This is a genomic window from Streptomyces sp. 6N223, assembly GCF_052246635.1.
Classification (GTDB): Bacteria; Actinomycetota; Actinomycetes; order Streptomycetales; family Streptomycetaceae; genus Streptomyces.
Map to the genome: position 1 here is coordinate 98,566 of NZ_JBQQCA010000002.1, position 20,446 is coordinate 119,011.

Here is a 20,446-nt window from a genome sequence, read left to right on the forward strand (position 1 = left end):
GACTCGCTTTCCGTGACGCGGCCACGCTGAGTGATGACTGACGCTCGGACCGGGCTCCGGGAAGTTGCCTGAAAATGATCTCTGGTGATCTTGGTGTGGCCGACAGTTCGGCGCCGTGGAAGAGACGTTGCCCCGGCTGGAGGAGTTGTTGTTCCCGTCCATCACGGACGTGGCGGTGCTGTCTGTGGACGTGGACAACGAGGCGATATGCATCGAGGCCCGCAGCACGAGGGCCGGGGCGGCATGTCCGGACTGTGGGAGCGGGTCGAGCCGGGTTCACAGCTCCTACCTGCGGTTTCCCGCCGATGTCCCCAGTGGGGGACGGCGGGTGGTCCTCCGTCTGCGGGTCCGCCGGTTCTTCTGTCGGGAGGCTTCTTGCGAACGGCGGACGTTCGCCGAGCAGATGCCGGGGCTGACCCGGCGTCATAGCAGGTGGACCGAGCGGTTGCGTTCGACGCTCGCCGCGGTCGGTCTCGCTCTCGCCGGCCGGGCTGGTGCCCGGATGGCCCGCGTGTTCGGGGTGTCCATCAGCCGCAGCGCGGTGTTGCGGCTGGTCGACGCGTTGCCCGAGCCGGTCGCACCGTCCCCGCGTGTGGTCGGTGTTGATGAGTACGCCACGCGCAAGGGCCGCGTCTACGGCACGGTCCTGGTCGACGTCGAGACCCGCCGGCCGGTGGACCTGCTGCCTGACCGGGAGGCATCTAGCCTGGCCAAGTGGCTGGCGAAGCGCCCCGGCATCGAGGTCGTCTGCCGGGACCGGGCACCGTTCTTCGCGGAAGGCGCCACGGCCGGGGCCCCGCAGGCCACCCAGGTGGCTGACAGGTGGCATTTGTGGAGCAATCTCGGCGAGGCCGCGGAGCGCGAAGTCGCTCGGCATCGCCAGTGCCTGCGCGTCCTGGTCCCCGAACCGACCGGGGAGAAGGCCGGCGAGCCCACGCCATCCGAGGAGACACCGGATTCGCCGTGGCAGAGCCAGCGGTTCGCCAACCGCATCCGGACCAGGCACGCCCTCGTCCACGCGATGCTGGAAGCTGGCCACAGCCGCCGCTCCTCGGCCGCCAGCTCCACATGACCCACCGCACGGTCAAGAGCCTCGCCGACGCCGCCAGGCCCGAAGACCTCTTCCGCGGCCAGTGGCAGTACAACCGAACCTCCGCCCTGGATGAGTACAAGCTCTACCTCGACGAACGCTGGGACGAGGGCTGCACCAACGCCTGGAAGCTCTGGGAGGAGATCATCCCGCTCGGCTACCAGGGCAGCTACGGCATCGTCAGCGCCTACATCAGGAAGAAGCGCACCTCACCCCGCCCAGTCATAGCACGGCCCCCAGCACCCCGGGTGGTGACCCGATGGATCCTCAGCCGCCCGGAAACCCTCACCGAGATCGAACAGCTCCGGCTCAAGGCCGTGCTGGCCGAGTGTCCCGAGCTCGACGCCCTCACCGGCCACGTCCGGGCCTTCGCCCAGATGCTCACCGAGCGCCAGGGCACCCGGCTCCCGCAGTGGCTCGACGCCGTCCGCCAGGACGACGTGCCCAGCCTCCACACCCTCGCCGTCGGCATCGACCGCGACCGCGACGCCGTCATCGCTGGCCTCACCCTGCCCTGGAACTCCGGCGTCGTCGAAGGACACGTCAACCGCATCAAGATCCTGAAACGGCATATATTCGGCCGCGCTGGCTTCCACCTCCTCCGCAAACGCGTCCTCCTCGCATGACAGAGAGCCACCGCGTCACGAAAGGCGATTCAGACCCGAGAACCGACACCACGGAGGATTCCTGGCTCTGGCCGACAACGTGGTGACGGTGTGCGGCCGGGCGGTGTCAGACCCGGACGCGAGGTGCCTACCTGAGAAGTGTCGGCTCATCCCTGGCCGGGGCAGTGGCTGGAGCTGGATTTGCCGCGCTGACACTATGGGGCCATGGCGCACGCTAAGCCACCACCGACCCCGGTCTGGCGCTGTGTGCTGCTGTCGGGACCGGCGGGCTCCGGCAAGACGACGGTCTGCCGACTCGGGCATCATGCGATGGTGGCGGCCTGGGGGCATCCCGCCGCCGCCATCGACGTAGACCAGTTGTATGCCAACGTGGACGCCCGCTGGGAGCTGCCCTACGACGACCGGCGCAACGCCATGGTGCTGGCTCAGGCGGCACACCTGGCGATCTCACTGTTCGAGCATGGCTGGCCCACCGTTGTGATCTGCGGGAACAGCCTCTTCGACCCAGCCGATACCGCGCCAGTTGTGGCCACACTTGGCCCAGTCGCGCAGATCCATCACGTCACGCTGATCCCGGACCTGGCCACCGTACTGCGCCGGTGCGCCACCACGCCCGGCCGCGACCCGGCGCGCGTCACCGCTGAAGTCGAGCATTTCGCGCGCCGGATCCATCCTGGCTCGGCCCGCCTGGACAACTCGAACCTCACCCCCCAAGCCACCCTCGATGAAATGGCCAGGCTGATCGGCACCGGCGCCGGCCGTCTCAGGTGAGCGACCGCGACGCCGTCATCGCCGGTCTCACCCTGCCCTGGAACTCCGGCGTCGTCGAAGGACACGTCAACCGCATCAAGATGCTAAAACGGCAAATGTTCGGCCGCGCTGGCTTCAGCCTCCTCCGCAAGCGAGTCCTCCTCGCGTGACGGAGAGCTACCGCGTCACGAAAAGCGAGCCAGAACCCTGCGACGTGAACAGAGCCACTGATGCGGCACTAGCGTCCCGGAGTGAATGACTAACTGCGTGACAACCACCCAGGACAGCCGTGGACATCCACGGACGCTGGCGGACTTGTGACGCTGGTCAGCTCCGGCGTTGTGCTTGGGCCCACCGAGCGCCGAATTGCTTCGGGCGAAGAGGCCGTGGGTTCAAATCCCGCCACCCCGACCGATGAAGTAGCAGATCAGAGGCTCTCTCCCCATCAGGGAGGGGGCCTCTGAGCGCGTCTGGAGGTCAGTGGGAAGCAACGCCACGGGTGACCGGCCGTCCGGGGAACTGCTCGACGCGCTGTTGACGGCGGTCGCCGAGGTGTGCGCGGCGCCCCGTGCCGGCCCGGACCTGAGCTGTGTCGAGACGGATGGTGCCCTGAGCGAGGTCCCCGCCGTCCTGGCCCGCCTGGCGGATCTGGGCTACACGGGGCTCGCCCGCTGTCCCTGCGCAGCCTCGCCCTGCACGGGCGCAAGGCATGAGCGTGACTCTGCCGGGACTCTTGAAGCTGGGTCGGCGATTACTTGATGCGACGCGCCAAGCTTCTCAGCGACCGCGCACTCATGAACTCGCTGACAGACAGCCCCGGACTTCGCTTTGGGACAGAGATCGAATCATGGCGGGAATCCTGATGTATTCTTCGCCATTCTCCGCATAGCCGAGGTCCATATTGACCCCGCCGCACTTTCTCTATCCCCCGCCTTGCTCTCTCCTCATGAAGCAACGCGGCAGCCTGTTTCCTCAGATACTGCTTGGCCGGAACGATCACCGATGATGCTCCGCGGGCGCGCCGGACTCGCCCGCCGGTGGCCCTCGGAGCGTTTCTCGCTCCGAGGGCCACCGGAGGTTCCGCGAGGAGAGGAGCACCGGCCCCGGCACCCCATGAAAAACAGCGGCCTGGTACTCTGACCCGATGAGCGGCGCGCCGGAAACGACGATCCTGATTTCATTTGCCGAAGACTATTTTGCGGCCATGTCACGGGAATTGCGACGCGAGCTTCCCGCGCTCTCCATCGAGCGGCTGGGACCGGACCTGGCCGGGGTCGCCCTGAAAGGGATAGGCATAGCGGAGCTCTCCGGCATCGTCCGCGACGCGCCCGTCGCCTTCGTGAAGCACCTCTCCGAGGAGGTGTCCCGTCTTCCCTTTGACGGCCTTCCCGCCGTCACAGCCGCCGCCGTCGCAGCCACGGGCTCGCGTCTCCGGCAGGGCGACGAGGTGGCGCTTCAGTGCTGGGTGAGCGGAAAGGCCAGGACTGATTTCGGCTCCTCCGCGCTCTTCGAGGCGATCATGAAGGCGCACACCGCCGAGGGCTTCGTCGTCCGGCGGTCGGGGCCCGAGGCGATCCTGTCCGCCTGCATCCACGACAAGGGGATCTCGCTGGGGCTGGCCACCGACCGCCAGGCCCTCAGCAATTGGCCCGGCGGGCGCGTACGGCTCGCACGGCCCGAGAACTCCGTCTCGCGGGCGGAGTTCAAGCTGGAGGAGCTCATCGCGACGACGGACATCGACTTCCCCCGGCGCGGCAAGGCGGTTGACCTCGGAGCCAGCCCGGGAGGATGGACCCGCATCCTCCGGGAGCGCGGCCTTGAGGTGTGGTCGATCGACCCGGGCGACCTGGCCCCGCCGCTGCTCAAGGATCCCCTGGTGCACCACGAGCGGACCACCACGGGAAGCTTCCTGCACTCGACCAGCCTGCGGTTCGATCTGGCCACGAACGACATGCGCATGCCACCGATGCTCTCCTGCGAGACCATGCTCGAGGTGGCGCGTGTGCTGAACCAGGACGCCCTCGCGGTGGTGACGCTCAAGCTGGGGAAGAACTCCCCGGAGCGGACCGTGCGGTCGTGTCTCAGCCTGCTGAGCAGGCGCTATGACGTTCTTCTCGCGAGACAGCTTCATCACAACCGTCATGAGGTCAGCGTGGTGGCCCGGTTGGCGGCCGCCCGCAGTCGGCGCCGCTCGGAAGCCTCCCGATAGACGCCGACCTGCGGTCAAGCACATCCTCGTCCGGGCCATACGCGGCGGCGGCAGCCTGCTCCGCCGCCGCCGGGATCATCGCCGCGCGCCGCCTCGGGTCGCACAGGTCCCGCATGGCCGCCGCCAGTTCGGAAGGCCCCAGACCGTGCACCGGGGCGGAAGCCGTCTGGGGGTAGAGGTAGCCGGAGTTCTGCGTTGTGGCTGATGATCGGCGGATGCGTCCGCTGACGCACGGCTACACCAACGGCATCACAAGGTGGACGGGCTGGATCTCCACGTGGGCTCCGGCTCAGCCCGGGCACACCGATCTGGGCCGGGAGTCACATGAAAGCGCCGAGAAAGCACCCTCGCCAGACTCGCTCTCAGAACGGGTAACCCTAGTAGTGCAGCGAGGAAGCATGTCCAAGGTCAGGCAAAGAGGAAACCCGGTGACCCATCACCGTTGGGCATCCCGGGGGAGGGCCGCCGGGGCGGTGGCGACAGCGCTGCTCTTCGGGATCACCGCGTGCGGTTCCGACGATTCGGGTGGCTCGGCCGGGGGCATCGGCGACGGCGCCTCGACCCTGCCCCCCTCGGAGAGCGGGATCATCTCCGCGTGGGACAACGCCTGCGCCGTGCATGACGTGGAGGCCATCAAGCAGTTCATGGGAATCCGGGCGTTCGGTGTCGAGCCAGGCGCGCACGCGCCGGGCGGTGGCTTCAGCACCGACGTGGTGGGCTGCGACGTCGCCGACTTCGACATGCCCCTGTGGGAACGCACCACCGCCATGGGCGACACGGAGACCGATGACTCCCTCAGCGGCTACATGTACCTGCGCGTGAACTACTACCAAGCGGCTGACACCTTCGCCGAGGATTACCAGAACGCCTACGACGTCTGGGCGGAGGGAAGCACCACGGTCGAGGGCCGCCACGTGGTGGAGGAGCGGCCCCTGGAAGGCGACTGGACGGAGGGCTCGCTCTTCATCGGCAGCGACACCCCCGACGCCTACAGCAGCCAACGCGTCGTGATCGGCAAGCTGTTCGACGAGACGTGGTCGATCTCGTGCGAGATCAACTACGACGCCGACCCGGTGGCCTGGGATCAGGAGCAGCAGGAGCAGGTCTACTCCTTCACGGACGAGGAACTGGCCGACTGGGTCGCCGACACCTATCTCCCGCAGGTCCACGCCGCCGTGGTGGCCGCGCTGGCGGAGAGCAGCTGACGTCGCGCGTGCGACGTGCGGCCGCACGTCAGGGCGAGGGATCATTCCACGTGGGCAGTGGCAGCGATGGGCGCCGGCATGGCCGCCCACCCGAGGAGGCCGAAGGGCTTACGGCCGTTCATCGCCGCGGGCGCGCTCGACGGGGCGCCACACGTCGTCGAAACCACGGGCTGCTGCTGATCGTGGCGCTCGGCGAGTCGGTGCTGGCGACGGCCGCCGGGGTCGACGAGATACGAGGCTCGGCGCAGCGCAGCGGTTAACGCCGCCACGGTCGGCGTTTCGGTCACTCGAAGCCGGGCGCGCGGTGCTTGACCGTGGCCTTCTCGGTCTTTCCGTGAGACCTGGCCATGCTCGTCCGCAGCTCGCGCAGCGCCTGCCGTGCGCGCTGCTCGCGCTGCTCGGCGGCGGCCTTCCGCGCGGCGTTCTGCGCGGCGTCGGCGGGGAACGGGCCCTGGCGGGGGCGGTGGCGTTTGGACATGGCACCTCCCGGCGATGGCTGCTTCGCGAGGCCTCCCCATGGCCTCACCCCCCACTGTGCCTCGTAGCATCCGGGCATGGAAACGAGCGGCAAGAGCGGCACGAGCGGCACGAGTGGCACGAGCGGCAACGAGTTGCCCGGACGGCCCAGGATCGGCGCGCTGGACGGGCCGGTCACGGAGCGGGCCGCATGCGTGCTGGCGCCCAATCCCTCCCCCATGACGCTGGACGGCACCAACACCTGGATCCTCGCCGAGCCGGGCTCCGCGCTCGCCGTCGTGGTCGATCCAGGGCCGGAGCACGAGGCGCACCTGCGGCGCGTTCTCGACACGGTGGAGCGCGGCGGGCGCCGGGTCGCCATGACGCTGCTGACCCACCACCACGACGACCACGCGGCGGGGGCCGCCCGCTTCGCCGAGCTGGCTGGCGGGGCCCCGGTGCGGGCGCTCGACCCGCGGCGGCGGCTCGGTGAGGAGGGCCTGGCGCCGGGCGAGACGATCACGGTCGGCGGCCTGGAGCTGCGGGCGGTGCCGACGCCGGGGCACACCGCCGACTCGCTGAGCTTCCTGCTCGCGGCGGACGGCGCGGTGCTGACGGGCGACACCGTGCTGGGGCGCGGCACGACGATCGTCGTCCACCCGGACGGGCGGCTGGGGGACTACCTGGACTCGCTGCGCAGGCTGCGCGCGCTGACCGTGGACGGCGGAGTGCGGACGGTGCTGCCCGGGCACGGGCCCGTGCTGCGCGACGCCCAGGGCGCGATCGACTACTACCTGGCGCACCGCGCGGCGCGGCTGGCGCAGGTGGAGACGGCCGTGGAGAACGGGCTGCGAACGCCGGCCGAGATCGTCGCGCACGTGTACGCCGACGTGGACCGCGCGGTGTGGCCGGCGGCCGAGCTGACCGTGCGGGCACAGCTGGAGTACCTGCGCGAGCACGGCCTCGTGTGACGGCCGCCACGAGGCCCGCTGAGCCTGCTGCCTGGCGGGGCGATCCTGCCCGGCCTGCCCGGCCTGCCGGGCCTGTGGGCTCACGGGCCCGGCACCCCACGCTGCGGGTCCGGCCGGCCTGCCCGGCCAGGGCCTAGCGCGAGCGGCGGGCCAGGCGTTCGATGTCCAGCAGGATCACCGCGCGGGCCTCCAGCCGCAGCCAGCCGCGGGCCGCGAAGTCCGCGAGCGCCTTGTTGACCGTCTCCCGGGACGCGCCCACGAGCTGCGCCAGCTCCTCCTGGGTGAGGTCGTGCACCACGTGGATGCCCTCGTCCGACTGAACGCCGAAGCGCCGCGAGAGGTCGAGCAGCGCCTTGGCGACGCGGCCGGGCACGTCGGAGAAGACCAGCTCGGACATGCGGTCGTTGGTGTGGCGGAGGCGGCGGGCGACCGCGCGCAGCAGGGCGGCGCCGACCTCGGGGCGGGCCTTGAGCCAGGGCTGCAGGTCGGGGTGGCCCAGGCCCAGCAGCCGCACCTCGGTGACGGCGATGGCGGTCGCGGTGCGCGGGCCGGGGTCGAAGAGGGAGAGCTCGCCGATGAGCTCGCCCGCGCCGAGGACGGCCAGCATGTTCTCGCGCCCGTCGGGTGAGGTGCGCTGCAGCTTGACCTTGCCCTCGGTGACGACGTAGAGCCGGTCGCCCGGATCGCCCTCGTGGAAGAGGGTGTCGCCCCGGGCGAGGGTCACCTCGGCCATGGAAGCGCGCAGCTCGGCGGCCTGCTCGTCGTCTAGCGCCGCGAAGAGCGGGGCGCGCCGCAGAACGTCGTCCACGAGTTCTCTCTCCTTGTCGGCTGGTGTACGCCCACATGATGCCGGACGGTTCGGCAAGGGGTTCAGCGGTGCTATCAGTCACAAGTTTGGCGTACCGGGACAGTAGCGCCCACGTCAGGGGTTGGCGAGCGGTCGGATTGGACGGTATGCAGCGCGATTGTCGGTGGGGCCGTCTACGCTGGCCGGGTGCTCAACCACCCATGGGGCTCATGGGGTAGAGCGTGCGCGAGTAAGGAAGTGAGGACCAGCCGGGTGAACGCTAGCCAGGATTCCGCTGAGAGCGAACGAGGCCGCGCGGCGGCGACGCGGGGCAGGCGGGAGGAGCGGGGCGAGCGGGGCGAGAGCCGGCTCTCCCTGGTGCGGCGCGCCCGGAAGATAGACCGCGTCCTGGGCGAGGTGTACTACTACGCCCACCCCGAGCTGGACTTCGAGGACCCCTTCCAGCTGCTGGTGGCCACCGTCCTCTCGGCCCAGACCACCGACCTGCGGGTGAACCAGACGACGCCCAAGCTCTTCGCCGCCTACCCGACGCCGGAGGAGATGGCCATGGCCGACCCGGCAGAGCTGGAGGAGCTGATCCGGCCCACCGGCTTCTTCCGGAACAAGGCGAAGTCGCTGCTGGGCCTCTCGGCGGCGTTGCGCGACCGGTTCGGCGGGCAGGTGCCGGGGCGTCTGGAGGACCTGGTGTCGCTGCCCGGCGTCGGCCGCAAGACCGCCCACGTCGTGCTGGGCAACGCCTTCGGCAGGCCCGGCATCACGGTCGACACGCACTTCCAGCGGCTGGCGCGGCGCTGGAGGTGGACGTCGGCGACCGATCCGGACCGGATCGAGGCGGAGGTCGGGGGCCTCTTCCCGAAGAAGGACTGGACGATGCTCTCGCACCACGTGATCTTCCACGGGCGCCGCGTCTGCCACAGCCGCAGGCCCGCGTGCGGCGCGTGCCCGGTCGCGGCGCTGTGCCCGTCGTACGGCGAGGGCGAGACCGACCCGGAGAAGGCGAAGAAGCTCCTGAAGTACGAGCTGGCGGGCCTGCCGGGGCAACGCCTCAAGCCGCCCGCGGACTACCCGGGCCGCCCGGCCTCCCCGGCGCCGTGAGGAGAGACGTGAGGAGGGATGTGAACGGGGACGTGAGCGGGGATGTGAGAAGGGATTCATGACCACGATCCCGGAGGTCACGGCCGAAGGGCTCCCCGACTGGCTGCGGCCCGTCGCGCGCCTGGCGCGCGAGATCAGGCCCTCGCAGCTGAGCCGCTTCCTGCCGCCGCCGGACGGCGGGCGGCCGTCGGCCGTGCTCGTGCTCTTCGGCGAGGGGGCGCGCGGCCCCGAGCTGCTGCTCATGGAGCGGGCCACGTCGCTGCGCGCGCACGCCGGGCAGCCGTCCTTCCCGGGCGGCGCGATCGACCCGGAGGACGGCGATCCGCTGGGCGAGGGCGCGCTGCGCGCCGCGCTGCGGGAGGCGCGGGAGGAGACCGGTCTCGACCCGGCGGGCGTGCGGATCTTCGGCACGCTTCCGCGGCTGTACATCCCGGTCAGCGGCTTCGTCGTGACGCCGGTGCTGGCGTGGTGGCGCGAGCCCTCCCCGGTGGGGCCGGTCGACCCGGCGGAGACGGCCCGGGTCTTCGCCGTGCCCGTGGCCGAGCTGGCCGACCCGCGGCACCGCGGCACCGCCGTTCATCCGAGCGGGTACCGGGGGCCGTGCTTCAGCGTCGCCGGGACGCTGGTGTGGGGGTTCACCGCCGGGGTGATCGACAGGATCCTGCACTACGCGGGCTGGGAGCGGCCCTGGGACAGCGACCGGGAGATGCCTCTCGACCACCGCGCGTGATGCCATGGCTGCGGTCGTGAGAGCCTAAGCGCGTGACGGGCATCACGGCGGGTGTGGCTGGCGTGGCGAGCGTAGCGGGCGTGGGCAGTGTGGCGGACGGCATCGCGAGCATGAACGCGCTCGACGTGCTGCTGCTGCTGGCGGCGGTGTGGTTCGCGGTGGTGGGGTACAAGCAGGGCTTCGTCGTGGGCCTGATGTCGGTCGCGGGCTTCCTCGGCGGCGGTCTGCTCGCCGTGTACGCCCTGCCGGCCCTGTGGGAGGGCGTCGCGGGCAGCGCCCGGCCGGGCACGGCGGGGGCGCTGGCGGCGGTCGTGATCGTGATCGTGGCCGCCTCGGCCGGCCAGGCCCTCACCACCCAGCTCGGCGGCCGGCTGCGGCAGCACATCACCTGGTCCCCGGCCCGCGCGCTGGACGCCACCGGCGGCGCGCTGGTCAACGTGCTGGCGATGCTGCTGGTGGCGTGGCTGATCGGCTCGGCGCTGGCCACCACGACGCTGCCGACCATCGGCCGCGAGGTGCGCGGCTCCCGGGTGCTGCTGGGCGTCTCGCAGGTGGTGCCGGAGAGGGCCGACTCCCTGGTCGCCGACTTCAGCTCGGTCCTCGCCCAGCAGGGCTTCCCGCAGGTCTTCTCGCCCTTCGCCAGCGAGCCGATCACCGAGGTGCCGCCGCCGGACCCGGCGCTGGTGAACGCCGACGCCGTCGCCCGCGCCCGCGACTCGGTGGTCAGGGTGACGGGCACGGCGCCGGACTGCGGCAAGGTGCTGGAGGGCACGGGCTTCGTCTTCGCCGAGGAGCGGGTGATGACCAACGCCCACGTGGTGGGCGGCGTCGACGAGCCCACCGTGCGGCTGGGCGGCGTAGGGGAGCCACTCGCGGCGCGGGTCGTGCTCTACGACTGGGAGCGCGACATCGCCGTGCTGGACGTGCCGGGGCTCACGGCGCCGGCGCTGCGTTTCAGCGAGGGCGACGCGGTCGGCGGCGACGACGCGGTGATGGCGGGCTTCCCGGAGAGCGGCCCCTTCGACGCGCGCCCGGCACGGGTGCGCGAGCGCTTCCAGGCCAGCGGCCCGGACATCTACCGCCGGGGCACGGTCAGCCGCGACGTGTACTCCCTCCGCGCGACGGTGCGGCCGGGCAACTCGGGGGGCCCGCTGCTCACGCCGGAGGGCGAGGTGTTCGGGGTGATCTTCGCCAAGTCGCTCGACGACGACAGCACGGGGTACGCGCTGACCGCCGACGAGGTGCGCGAGGCCGTCACCCGGGGGCGCGCGGCCGAGCGGCCGGTCGACAGCCAGGCATGCGCGATGTGAGGCGTTCCGAGGGCGCGCGAGGATCGCGCGGGGTCTCGTGCTGGGTGTCGTACGGGGTGTCGTGCGGGCTCGGGTCAGCCGCGCGGGGTCAGCCGCGTGGGTGCCGGAGCCGGACGCCGACCCAGCGGGCCCGGCGCCGGAGGATATCGGGAAATCCGATGTGTGGATCCGGCACGGCCCCCGCCTGAACGCGCCGCAGAGTGCGCTGCGTCTGCTGCGTCCGGGCGGCGGCGCCGTTGCCGCTGCGATTACGTGAAACGTCACGGAAGTCGTGCGTCCAGCCCATACCTTCGTCACTGCCCGGGCTCCATGGTCCATAACCACCCGGATGCGAAGTCGTCGGGCGTATGCCCCGGGCACATGCCAGAGCGGCGTCGGCGGCCCGGCTCCTAGCGGTCGGGCTCGGGGTCGCGCAGCCAGTCGATGAGCTCGCCGCTGAAGGCCACCGGGTCCTCCTCGTGCGGGAAGTGGCCCAGGCCGTCGAAGAGGCGCCAGCGGTAGGGGGCCTCGACGTACTCGCCGGACCCGGCGGAGCTGCGCGTGCGCATCACGGGGTCGAGGGAGCCGTGCAGGTGCAGCGTCGGCACGAGGACGGGCCGCTTCATGCGCCGGTTGAACTGCACCCCGTCCGGGCGGCCGATGGAGCGGACCAGCCAGCGGTAGGGCTCGACGGCGCAGTGCGCGGTGGAGGGGATGGTCATGGCGCGGCGGTAGACGTCGACGCTCTCCGCGTCGGGCTGGCGCGGGCCGGACCAGTCGCGCAGCAGCCGCCCGACCTCCGCCGCGTCGTCGGCGACCAGCTGACGCTCCGGCAGCCAGGGCCGCTGGAAGCTCCACACGTAGGAGCTGGCCACGGCCTGGCGGGGGTCGGTCAGCAGCGCGGCGCGCCACCGCCGCGGGTGCGGCATGGAGGCGACCGCGAGGCGGCGTACGAGCTTGGGGCGCATCACGGCCGCGGTCCACGCCAGGTATCCGCCGAGGTCGTGGCCGACGAGGGCGGCGTCGGGCTCGCCGAGGGAGCGGATCACGCCGGTGACGTCGAGCGCCAGGTTGGCCGGGTCGTAGCCCCGGGGGGTTCGGTCGGAGCCGCCGACGCCGCGCAGGTCCATGGCGACGGCCCGGTACCCGGCCTCGGCGAGGGCGGTGAGCTGGTGCCGCCAGGCCCACCAGAACTCCGGGAAGCCGTGCAGCAGCAGCACGAGCGGGCCCTCGCCCAGCTCTGCGATGTGAAAGCGGGCGCCGTTCGCTGCCACGTCGCGGTGGGTCCAGGGTCCCTCTCGCAGGACGACCGAGGACCTCGTTCCGTCGTGGTCGGCGGGGGTCACGTGACCGAACCCGCCCCCGCCGCCGAACCCCGCCGCTGCCCGCCGGGCCGCTGCTGGTCGCGCTGATCCCGCTGGTCCCGCTGGTCCCGCGGATCCGGGCGGTGACCGTCCGGCCCCGACGCCTGCTCCTCGCGCGGCCGGGGCCGGACGCTGGAGAGCACCGAGGCCGACTCCTTCGCGGAGGCGATGCTGCGTTCGGGCGGGGTGATGCGGCCGAAGGAGGACTTCGCCATCAGGATCAGCGCGACCGCCAGCACCACGTACAGCCCGCCGACGATGGCGCAGGCGACGGCGAGCGGGATGTCCCACCAGTTCCGCAGCCAGAACGCCAGGCCGAAGCTGAACAGGGGGACCGCGAAGAGCGCGAGCATCGCGGCGATCGCCCCGGCCGCGCTGCCGAACACCGCTCGTTTGACGTCCTGTCGGATCTCCGCCTTCGCCAGCGCGATCTCGTCGTGCACCAGCGCGGACAGATCAGCGGTGGCCGAGGCGACCAGCTCCCCTAGGCTGCGTCCCTCGTCGGCTGCGCTCATCGCGTTCTCCCTCTTTCCCTCTCCCGCAGGGCGGTTACTGCCCCTGGTGCACGTGACACTAGTGGGGCGGTGGTGGTGCGTCAGTCCCTGACACCTCACCGTCGCCCTGGGGAGTGACGAGGCAGATGGTGTGGAGCGGTCTGGAGGCCGATGGTATAAGGGCGCGCCGGCTCACTCCTCGCTCGGGGCCGAGGGAAGCTTCTCCTGGATGAGCTCCATCACCGCGGGGTCGGTGAGGGTGGTGACGTCGCCGAGCTCGCGGTTCTCGGCCACGTCGCGCAGCAGGCGGCGCATGATCTTGCCCGAGCGCGTCTTGGGCAGCTCGTCGACGGCCAGGATCCGCTTGGGCTTGGCGATCGGGCCCAGCTCCTTGGAGACGTGGGCGCGCAACTCCTCCACCAGGCCCTCCTCCGCGGCCGCGCCGCCGCGCAGGATGACGAAGGCGCAGATGGCCTGCGTCGTCTGCGGGTCGGTGGCGCCGACCACGGCGGCCTCGGCGATCTTCGGGTGGGAGACCAGCGCCGACTCGACCTCGGTGGTGGAGATGTTGTGCCCGGAGACGAGCATCACGTCGTCGACCCGGCCCAGCAGCCAGATGTCGCCGTCGGCGTCCTTCTTCGCTCCGTCGCCGGCGAAGTACTTGCCGGGGAAGCGGGACCAGTAGGTGTCGATGAAGCGCTGGTCGTCGCCCCAGATGGTGCGGAGCATGGACGGCCACGGCTCGGTGAGGGCGAGGTATCCGCCGGAGCCGTTGGGCACCTCGTTGCCGTCGTCGTCGACGACGGTGGCGCTGATGCCCGGCAGCGGTACCTGCGCGGAGCCCGGCTTGGCCTCGGTGACGCCCGGCAGCGGGCTGATCATCATGCCGCCGGTCTCCGTCTGCCACCAGGTGTCGACCACGGGCGTGCTGTCGCCGCCGATGTGCTTGCGGTACCAGATCCACGCCTCGGGGTTGATCGGCTCGCCCACCGAGCCCAGGATGCGCAGACTGGAGAGGTCGAACTTCGCCGGGACGTCGTCGCCCCACTTCATGCAGGTGCGGATGGCGGTGGGCGCGGTGTAGACGATGGTGGCCTTGTACTTCTGGACGATCTCCCACCAGCGCCCGTTGTGCGGGGTGTTGGGGGTGCCCTCGTACAGCACCTGGGTCGCGCCGTTGGACAGCGGGCCGTAGACGATGTAGGAGTGGCCGGTCACCCAGCCGACGTCGGCGGTGCACCAGTAGATGTCGGTCTCGGGCTTGAGGTCGAAGACGGCGTGGTGGGTGTAGGAGACCTGGGTGAGGTACCCGCCGGAGGTGTGCAGGATGCCCTTGGGCTTCCCGGTGGTGCCCGAGGTGTAGAGGATGAACAGCGGGTGCTCGGCCTCGAACGCCTGCGGGGTGTGCCGCTCGGGCTGACGCGAGGTCAGCTCGTGCCACCACACGTCGCGACCCGAAGTCCACGGAATGTCCTGGCCGGTGCGGCGCACCACCAGCACGCTGCGCACGTTCGCCGCGCCGGGGCGGATCAGCGCCTCGTCCACGGCGGGCTTGAGGGCGGCGGGCGCGCCGCGCCGGAACCCGCCGTCGGCGGTGATGACGACGCGGGCGTCGGCGTCCTCGATGCGGGTGGCGAGCGCGTCCGCGGAGAAGGCGCCGAAGACCACCGAGTGCGGGGCGCCGATGCGGGCGCAGGCCAGCATGGCCACCACGGTCTCGGGGATCATCGGCATGTAGATCGCGACCCGGTCGCCGGCCTGGACGCCCAGCTCGGTCAGCGCGTGAGCGGCCTGGGACACCTCGCGCAGCAGCTCGGCGTAGGTGATCGCGCGGGAGTCGCCGGGCTCGCCCTCGAAGTGGATCGCCACCCGGTCGCCGAGGCCCGCCTCGACGTGCCGGTCCACGCAGTTGTACGCCACGTTGAGCCTGCCGTCGGCGAACCACTTGGCGAAGGGCGGGTTGGACCAGTCCAGCGTCTGGCTGGGCTCGGTCTCCCAGTCGAGCCTGCGCGCCTGCTGCGCCCAGAAGCCCAGCCGGTCGGACGAGGCAGCCTCGTACGCCGCCGCGGTGACGTTGGCGGCGGCGGCAACGTCGGCGGGGGGAGCGAACCTCCGCTCCTCCGTCATGAGATTGGCAAGGCTTTCGTTGCTCACGACATCTCCCCTGCGATGCGGTGGTGTCTGCGGTGTCCCAGGGCACAGCCCATCAGCCCCGGTGCCCTTTGACAAGGGCAAGCGCCTCCATGGTCCCCCAGCGTGGCGGCCCGGTGCGCCGAACGGCCACGGCTCCGCGCCGGGCGGCCCGCGGCCGCGCCGAACGGCCCGCCGGCGGGGCGTTCCTCCCTCGCGCCCCGTCAGCTCGCGAGGAGGCCGGACTCGGCCGCCGGATGCTCGTCGGGCCTGACGGCGGTGAACTGCGGAGCCCCTCCCCGGCCCGGCCCCAGCACGTACGCCTGGGCCTGGCCGACGTGGAAGTACATGCCGCGCAGCTCCAGGCCGCCCTCGGCCAGCCGCCGCGCCACGCACTCGTGCCGCGCAAGGTGGTCGAGCTGCTGGACCACGTTGGCCAGGCACAGCGCCTCCAGGGGGTCGGTGGCGGGCCGCCCGTCGAGGCAGGGCGGGGTGCCGGCCAGGGCGGCCAGCCGCTCCAGGCTGGGCAGCGCGTGCCGCAGCCACCGCTCCAGCGGGCTGGCGCCGGCGAGGCTCCCGCGCCCCGCGCGCAGCGCGTCCATCGCGCCGCATCCCGAGTGCCCGCAGACGGTGATGGTGGTGACCCGCAGCACGGTCACGGCGTACTCGATGGCGGCGGCGACGGAGTCGTCGCCCTCCCCGGCCGCCGGGCCGCCCGGGCGGGGCACGAGATTCCCCACGTTGCGCACCGTGAACAGGTCGCCGGGGCCGCTGGAGGTGATCATGCTGGTCACCAGCCGGGAGTCGGCGCAGGTGAGGAAGAGGTGGCCGGGACGCTGCCCCTCCCGGGCCAGCCGGGCCAGCTCGCGTCGGACCAGCGGCGCGGTGGTGCGCTGGAAGTTCCGCACGCCGCTGAGGAGCTGGTCGTGCCGCACGGTGCCGGTGCCGGTCGAGGTGCCGCCGTGGGCGCCGTTCCCGCCCGCCACCGTCGTCGTCACGGGGGCGGTGCACTGGTGGTTGCGCCACGGCTGCCAGGGCCAGCAGCGGTGGGTCGAGGCGGGCTCCCCGATGCGCTGCCCGGAACGGCCACTGATCTCCGCCCGCCCGCCGTGCGCGATGTGGGCGGCCTGCCAGTCGTGGAGCGTCTCGTACGCCGCGTGGTCCAGGAAGCCGCCGTCGAGCTCGACCGTGGCGGTGGCGCCCTCGGGCACCTGCGCCAGCGCGCGACTGAGCCGGGGCACGGCGAGGAACGTGAGCTGGCCGTGGACCCGCAGCCGGTGGCTGCCGTCCGGCAGCCGCTCGTGGCTGACGCCCGTGTGGCTGAGGCGGTGCAACGCGACGGCGACCGCCACCGCGATGCCGATGCCGACGCCCTCCAGCACGCCGAGCAGCGCGGTGCCCAGCGCGGTGGGGGCGTACACGAGCAGCTCGCGGTACCGCGTGACTGTGCGGATGTGGGTGATGCTGACCATCTGCACGCCGACAACCATCACCAGCGCGGCGAGCGCGGCCAGCGGGATCAGCTCCAGCAGGCCGACCAGCAGGCCGGAGGCGAGCAGGATCCAGCAGCCGTGCAGCATGGCGGAGGCGCGGCTGACGGCGCCGGCCGCGACGTTGGCGGAACTGCGCACCGCGACGCCGGTCACCGGCAGCCCGCCCAGCAGGCCGGAGACCACGTTGGCCGCGCCCTGGCCGCGCAGCTCGCGGTCGAGGTCGGCACGGGCCACCCGGCGGTCCTCGCCGCCGGACCGCCGCTGCCGGGCGGCGGCCAGCTTGTCCACGGCCACGGCCGAGAGCAGCGACTCGACGCTGGCGACGAGCGTGACGGTGAGCACGGCGGCGATCAGCCCGAGCACCGGCCCGTCGGGCGCGGAGGGCAGGGCGTGGCTGCTCCAGGACGGCAGGTCGACGCGGGGCTGGTGGAGCGAGGTCGCCGAGGTGAGGGCAGTGGCGAGCAGGACGGCGGCGAGCGCGGCGGGCACCGCCCGGCGCACGGCGCCGCCGACGCCGCCGGGCAGCCGCGGCCACAGCAGCAGCACGGCGACGGTGAGCCCGCTGATGGCGAGCGCGCCCGGGTGCGGGTCGGCGAGCTGGCCGGGGAGCTGCGCGAGGTTGTCGATCACCTCGCTCTCGGGGTTGCCGCCGAGGACGATGTGGAGCTGGGCGAGCGCGATGGTGGCGCCGATACCGGCCAGCATGCCGTGCACGATGGCGGGGCTGATGACGAGTGCGGAGCGGGCCACCCGCAGGGCGGACAGGATGAGCTGGGCCAGCCCGGCCAGGGCGGTGATCGCGCAGGTGGTGCGCCAGCCGTGCTCCTGGATGAGCTCGGCGGTGATCACGGTCAGGCCGGCGGCGGGCCCGGTGACCAGGAGCGGGGCGCCGCCGAGCGCGCCCGCGACGAGGCCTCCCACGGCCGCGGCCACGAGCCCCGCCTGGAGCGGGGCCCCGGTGGCCAGGGCGATGCCCAGGGAGAGCGGCAGAGCGATCAGGAAGACCGCGATGGAGGCGGACAGGTCGGCGCGCGGTGGCATGGGCGTCTCCGAACTTGGGAGGGTCTACCGAGGGTCACGAGCGATGGCCACGGATAGTGTCGGTATGGCTACTCTCAAGCGCTGGTAAACAGAGAGTAATGGCGTGCAAAGCTCGCCTCTACCCCGAGGTCGCCCTAAAGGCCAAAAGTCCTCCGATCGAGTGAATTAATCATTTAATCCGCTTGTCTTACCTAGCTCCCCTCCCCCGCACCGGGATGTTTGTCGCACCGGCATCCATCACTGAGACGTAGCGGGAGCGACCTCATGCCCTTCGCGAGACGGACCAGACGGACCAGACGGACAGGACCGACGGGGCGGTCGGGGCGGTCGGGGCGGTCGGGGCGGATGGGGCGGTCGGGGCGGACGACCTGTGCGACGGCCGCCGCCCTGACGCTGGCCCTGGCTCTGGTGAACACCGCCTGTTCCAGCGGCACCGGCGGTTCCGGCGGCCGCGGAGCCCCCGGCGAGCCCCGGTCCAAGGGAGCCGCGGCGGCCCCGCAGCCCGGCCCGCCGCGCACGGCGCCGCGCCTCATCGGCGACGGCTCGACGGCGTACACCGGCCCGCAGCCGGGCCAGCCGCCCGCCAAGCCGCTCGCCAAGGGCGAGGCGCCGCCCCAGTTCGTCGTGTTCTCCTGGGACGGCGCCGGCGAGGACGGCAGCGGCCTGTTCTCCCGCTTCCGCGAGGTCGCCCGCCGCCACGACGCGGACATGACCTACTTCCTCTCCGGCCTCTACCTCCTCCCCGAGCGCGAGCGCGAGCGCTACCGCCCGCCCGGCCACCCCCGCGGCGCCTCCGACATCGGCTACCTCAGCGACGAGCACATCGCGGACACCCTCGAACAGCTACGCCTGGCCTGGCTCGACGGCAGCGAGATCGCCACCCACTTCAACGGCCACTTCTGCGGCCCCACCGGCGTCGCCGCCTGGTCACCCGAGGACTGGCGGAAGGAGATCGAGCAGGCCAAGTGGATGGTGCGGAACTGGCGCACCACCACAGGCTTCGAGGACCCCGCGCCGCTCCCCTTCGACTACGACAAGGAACTCGTCGGCGGGCGCGCCCCCTGCCTGGAAGGCCAGGAGAACCTGCTCGCCGTCGCCGCCGAGTTGGGCTTCCGCTACGATTCCAGCGGCAACGGCCTGCAGGTCTGGCCCAGGCGCCTGAACGGCGTATGGGACATCCCGCTCCAGTCGGTCCCGGTGCCGGGCCAGCCCTTCGAGACCCTGTCCATGGACTACAACTTCATGGTCAACCAGTCCGGCACCGCCGACGGCGACCCGGCGATGTACCCGGTCTGGGAACGCCAGATGCGCGACGGGCTGCTGGCGGCGTTCGAGCGGGCCTACGACGGCAACCGCGCGCCGCTCATCATCGGCAACCACTTCAACGACTGGAACGGCGGCATCTACATGGACGCCGTCGAGGACGTCATCAAGGAGCTGTGCCCGCGCGACGGCGTGCACTGCGTCTCCTTCCGCCAGCTCGTGGACTGGCTGGACGCCCAGGATCCCCAGGTGCTTGAGCGGCTGCGGACCCTGGACGTCGGGCAGGCGCCGCGCGAGGGCTGGGCGGCGTTCCGGCACGGCGCGCGTGACGGAGACGGAGGGCGCGCGGAAGGGCGTTAGGCGGCGGGCAGTCTGGCAGGCGGGCCTGAGTGTGCGTCAGGCGGTCGCCTGGAGCTGCTGCTGCTGCGGCTCACCGAGCACGAAGTCGGGGTCCACCTGGGCCGCGAGGTCGGCGCCGGCGCGCTCGTTGCCCCAGCTCACGGCGTTCTTGAGGTGGAAGTGCACCATCTGCTCGGTGTAACGCCGCCAGTCCCGGCCCTCGTACGAGGCGTCGGCGGCCTCGTGCAACGCCGCCAGCGCACGCCGCCCCGGCTCCTCGATGCTGTCGAACGGCCGCTCCGTGCCGCGCTCTAGGGCCCGCACCCAGTCCGAGTGGCCCATCGTCACCAGCAGGTCGTCGCCCACCTGCTCGCGCAGGAACGCCACGTCGTCCGGACCCTGCACCTTGTTGCCCACCACGCGCAGCGCGACGCCGAAGTCCCGGGCGTACTCGCGGTACTGGCGGTAGACGGAGACGCCCTTGCGGGTCGGCTCGGCGACCAGGAAGGTCATGTCGAAGCGCGTGAAGAGCCCGGAGGCGAAGGAGTCGCTGCCGGCCGTCATGTCGACGACGACGTACTCCTCGCGCCCGTCGACCAGGTGGTTCAGGAACAGCTCCACCGCGCCGGTCTTGGAGTGGTAGCAGGACACGCCGAGGTCGTCCTCGGTGAACGGGCCGGTGACCAGCAGCCTGATCTGCCCGGCGTCGCCGGCCTCCCCGGCGTCCAGCGGGACGGTGCGGGCGCAGGCGTCGAAGACGGGGTTGTCCTCACCCAGCCGCAGGAGCCGGGAGCCCGCGCCCGGCGGGGTCGTCTTGATCATGGTGTCGGCGGAGAGGATGCGCGGGTTGTCGCCGCGCAGGTAGTCCTTGATGAGCGGCAGTCGGCCGCCCAGCGGGGGCAGCGCGGCGGCCTCGTCCTCCTCGAGGCCCAGGGCGACGCCCAGGTGCTGGTTGATGTCGGCGTCCACGGCGGTCACCGGGACGCCGCGGGCGGCCAGGTGCCGGATGAACAGCGAGGACAGCGTGGTCTTGCCGCTGCCTCCCTTTCCCACGAAAGCGATCTTCATGTTCATTAGCCTAGCGTCAGACCCG

The 20,446-nt window shown here is 71.9% G+C and carries 16 protein-coding genes and 1 pseudogene; 10 read left to right on the top strand and 7 right to left on the bottom strand.

Annotated elements, in window-relative coordinates; translation table 11 throughout:
• Positions 1–115: 115 nt before the first annotated feature.
• The 5 genes and pseudogenes from ACTWQH_RS02175 (at position 116) to ACTWQH_RS02195 (ending at position 5,880) form a co-directional block, all read left to right on the top strand.
• A pseudogene (locus ACTWQH_RS02175) lies at positions 116–1,716 on the top strand (ISL3 family transposase).
• A gap of 204 nt (positions 1,717–1,920) precedes the next feature.
• Positions 1,921–2,487, top strand: a complete 567-nt coding sequence (locus ACTWQH_RS02180; protein ID WP_443284545.1) for a hypothetical protein — start codon at positions 1,921–1,923, stop codon at positions 2,485–2,487.
• Positions 2,484–2,636, top strand: coding sequence for a hypothetical protein (locus ACTWQH_RS02185; RefSeq protein ID WP_443284700.1), 153 nt, complete (start codon positions 2,484–2,486; stop codon positions 2,634–2,636). Before ACTWQH_RS02180 ends, ACTWQH_RS02185 begins: the two co-directional genes overlap by 4 nt.
• Positions 2,637–3,610: 974 nt before the next feature.
• Positions 3,611–4,675 (top strand): SAM-dependent methyltransferase, encoded by a 1,065-nt coding sequence (locus tag ACTWQH_RS02190; protein WP_443284546.1) that lies wholly within the window; start codon positions 3,611–3,613, stop codon positions 4,673–4,675.
• A 473-nt stretch (positions 4,676–5,148) separates the two neighbouring features.
• Positions 5,149–5,880 (top strand): hypothetical protein, encoded by a 732-nt coding sequence (locus tag ACTWQH_RS02195; RefSeq protein WP_443284547.1) that lies wholly within the window; start codon positions 5,149–5,151, stop codon positions 5,878–5,880.
• 283 nt (positions 5,881–6,163) lie between these two features.
• On the opposite strand, the gene ACTWQH_RS02200 is transcribed toward ACTWQH_RS02195, so the two are convergent.
• The gene (locus tag ACTWQH_RS02200) at positions 6,164–6,358 is read right to left on the bottom strand and encodes a hypothetical protein (RefSeq protein WP_443284548.1); all 195 of its coding nucleotides are present in this window, start codon (positions 6,356–6,358) and stop codon (positions 6,164–6,166) included.
• 76 nt (positions 6,359–6,434) lie between these two features.
• Here ACTWQH_RS02200 and ACTWQH_RS02205 point away from each other — a divergent pair, with 76 nt between their 5' ends.
• On the top strand, positions 6,435–7,307 hold the full coding sequence (locus tag ACTWQH_RS02205) for an MBL fold metallo-hydrolase (protein WP_443284549.1): 873 nt from the start codon (positions 6,435–6,437) through the stop codon (positions 7,305–7,307).
• A 133-nt stretch (positions 7,308–7,440) separates the two neighbouring features.
• On the opposite strand, the gene ACTWQH_RS02210 is transcribed toward ACTWQH_RS02205, so the two are convergent.
• Positions 7,441–8,115: a Crp/Fnr family transcriptional regulator gene (locus ACTWQH_RS02210; protein WP_443284550.1), complete on the bottom strand. Its 675-nt coding sequence runs from the start codon at positions 8,113–8,115 to the stop codon at positions 7,441–7,443.
• A 252-nt stretch (positions 8,116–8,367) separates the two neighbouring features.
• Here ACTWQH_RS02210 and nth point away from each other — a divergent pair, with 252 nt between their 5' ends.
• From nth to ACTWQH_RS02225, 3 genes are all read left to right on the top strand, one after another.
• Positions 8,368–9,210 (top strand): endonuclease III, encoded by an 843-nt coding sequence (nth, locus tag ACTWQH_RS02215; RefSeq protein WP_443284551.1) that lies wholly within the window; start codon positions 8,368–8,370, stop codon positions 9,208–9,210.
• 58 nt (positions 9,211–9,268) lie between these two features.
• A complete protein-coding gene (locus ACTWQH_RS02220) occupies positions 9,269–9,940 on the top strand; it encodes an NUDIX hydrolase (protein ID WP_443284552.1) in 672 nt (223 codons plus the stop codon).
• Positions 9,941–10,050: 110 nt separating this feature from the next.
• Positions 10,051–11,250 carry a MarP family serine protease gene (locus ACTWQH_RS02225; RefSeq protein WP_443284693.1) on the top strand — a complete coding sequence of 400 codons (1,200 nt, stop codon included), beginning with the start codon at positions 10,051–10,053 and terminating at the stop codon, positions 11,248–11,250.
• 389 nt (positions 11,251–11,639) lie between these two features.
• Here ACTWQH_RS02225 and ACTWQH_RS02230 read toward each other — a convergent pair whose 3' ends face one another.
• The 4 genes from ACTWQH_RS02230 to ACTWQH_RS02245 form a co-directional block, all read right to left on the bottom strand.
• Complete coding sequence (locus tag ACTWQH_RS02230; protein ID WP_443284553.1) at positions 11,640–12,575, bottom strand: alpha/beta fold hydrolase; 936 nt, start codon at positions 12,573–12,575, stop codon at positions 11,640–11,642.
• Entirely contained in the window at positions 12,572–13,108 is a 537-nt protein-coding gene (locus ACTWQH_RS02235) for a phage holin family protein (RefSeq protein ID WP_443284554.1), read from the bottom strand. Before ACTWQH_RS02235 ends, ACTWQH_RS02230 begins: the two co-directional genes overlap by 4 nt.
• Positions 13,109–13,279: 171 nt before the next feature.
• A complete protein-coding gene (acs, locus tag ACTWQH_RS02240) occupies positions 13,280–15,241 on the bottom strand; it encodes an acetate--CoA ligase (protein ID WP_443284555.1) in 1,962 nt (653 codons plus the stop codon).
• 200 nt (positions 15,242–15,441) lie between these two features.
• A complete protein-coding gene (locus ACTWQH_RS02245) occupies positions 15,442–17,751 on the bottom strand; it encodes a SulP family inorganic anion transporter (protein ID WP_443284556.1) in 2,310 nt (769 codons plus the stop codon).
• A 345-nt stretch (positions 17,752–18,096) separates the two neighbouring features.
• Between ACTWQH_RS02245 and ACTWQH_RS02250 the strand changes: the two genes are divergently transcribed.
• Positions 18,097–19,374, top strand: coding sequence for a hypothetical protein (locus ACTWQH_RS02250; protein ID WP_443284557.1), 1,278 nt, complete (start codon positions 18,097–18,099; stop codon positions 19,372–19,374).
• A 36-nt stretch (positions 19,375–19,410) separates the two neighbouring features.
• Here ACTWQH_RS02250 and ACTWQH_RS02255 read toward each other — a convergent pair whose 3' ends face one another.
• Positions 19,411–20,421: a nucleotide-binding protein gene (locus ACTWQH_RS02255; RefSeq protein ID WP_443284558.1), complete on the bottom strand. Its 1,011-nt coding sequence runs from the start codon at positions 20,419–20,421 to the stop codon at positions 19,411–19,413.
• Positions 20,422–20,446: the final 25 nt, after the last annotated feature.

Excerpts from the sequence above, each read along its gene's own strand:
- ACTWQH_RS02180 (WP_443284545.1), top strand. The coding sequence starts at position 1,921 with ATGGCGCACGCTAAGCCACCACCGACCCCGGTCTGGCGCTGTGTGCTG.
- ACTWQH_RS02190 (WP_443284546.1), top strand. The coding sequence starts at position 3,611 with ATGAGCGGCGCGCCGGAAACGACGATCCTGATTTCATTTGCCGAAGAC.
- ACTWQH_RS02200 (WP_443284548.1), bottom strand. The coding sequence starts at position 6,358 with ATGTCCAAACGCCACCGCCCCCGCCAGGGCCCGTTCCCCGCCGACGCC.
- ACTWQH_RS02205 (WP_443284549.1), top strand. The coding sequence starts at position 6,435 with ATGGAAACGAGCGGCAAGAGCGGCACGAGCGGCACGAGTGGCACGAGC.
- ACTWQH_RS02220 (WP_443284552.1), top strand. The coding sequence starts at position 9,269 with ATGACCACGATCCCGGAGGTCACGGCCGAAGGGCTCCCCGACTGGCTG.
- ACTWQH_RS02225 (WP_443284693.1), top strand. The coding sequence starts at position 10,051 with ATGAACGCGCTCGACGTGCTGCTGCTGCTGGCGGCGGTGTGGTTCGCG.
- ACTWQH_RS02235 (WP_443284554.1), bottom strand. The coding sequence starts at position 13,108 with ATGAGCGCAGCCGACGAGGGACGCAGCCTAGGGGAGCTGGTCGCCTCG.
- ACTWQH_RS02245 (WP_443284556.1), bottom strand. The coding sequence starts at position 17,751 with ATGCCACCGCGCGCCGACCTGTCCGCCTCCATCGCGGTCTTCCTGATC.
- ACTWQH_RS02250 (WP_443284557.1), top strand. The coding sequence starts at position 18,097 with ATGGGGCGGTCGGGGCGGACGACCTGTGCGACGGCCGCCGCCCTGACG.
- ACTWQH_RS02255 (WP_443284558.1), bottom strand. The coding sequence starts at position 20,421 with ATGAAGATCGCTTTCGTGGGAAAGGGAGGCAGCGGCAAGACCACGCTG.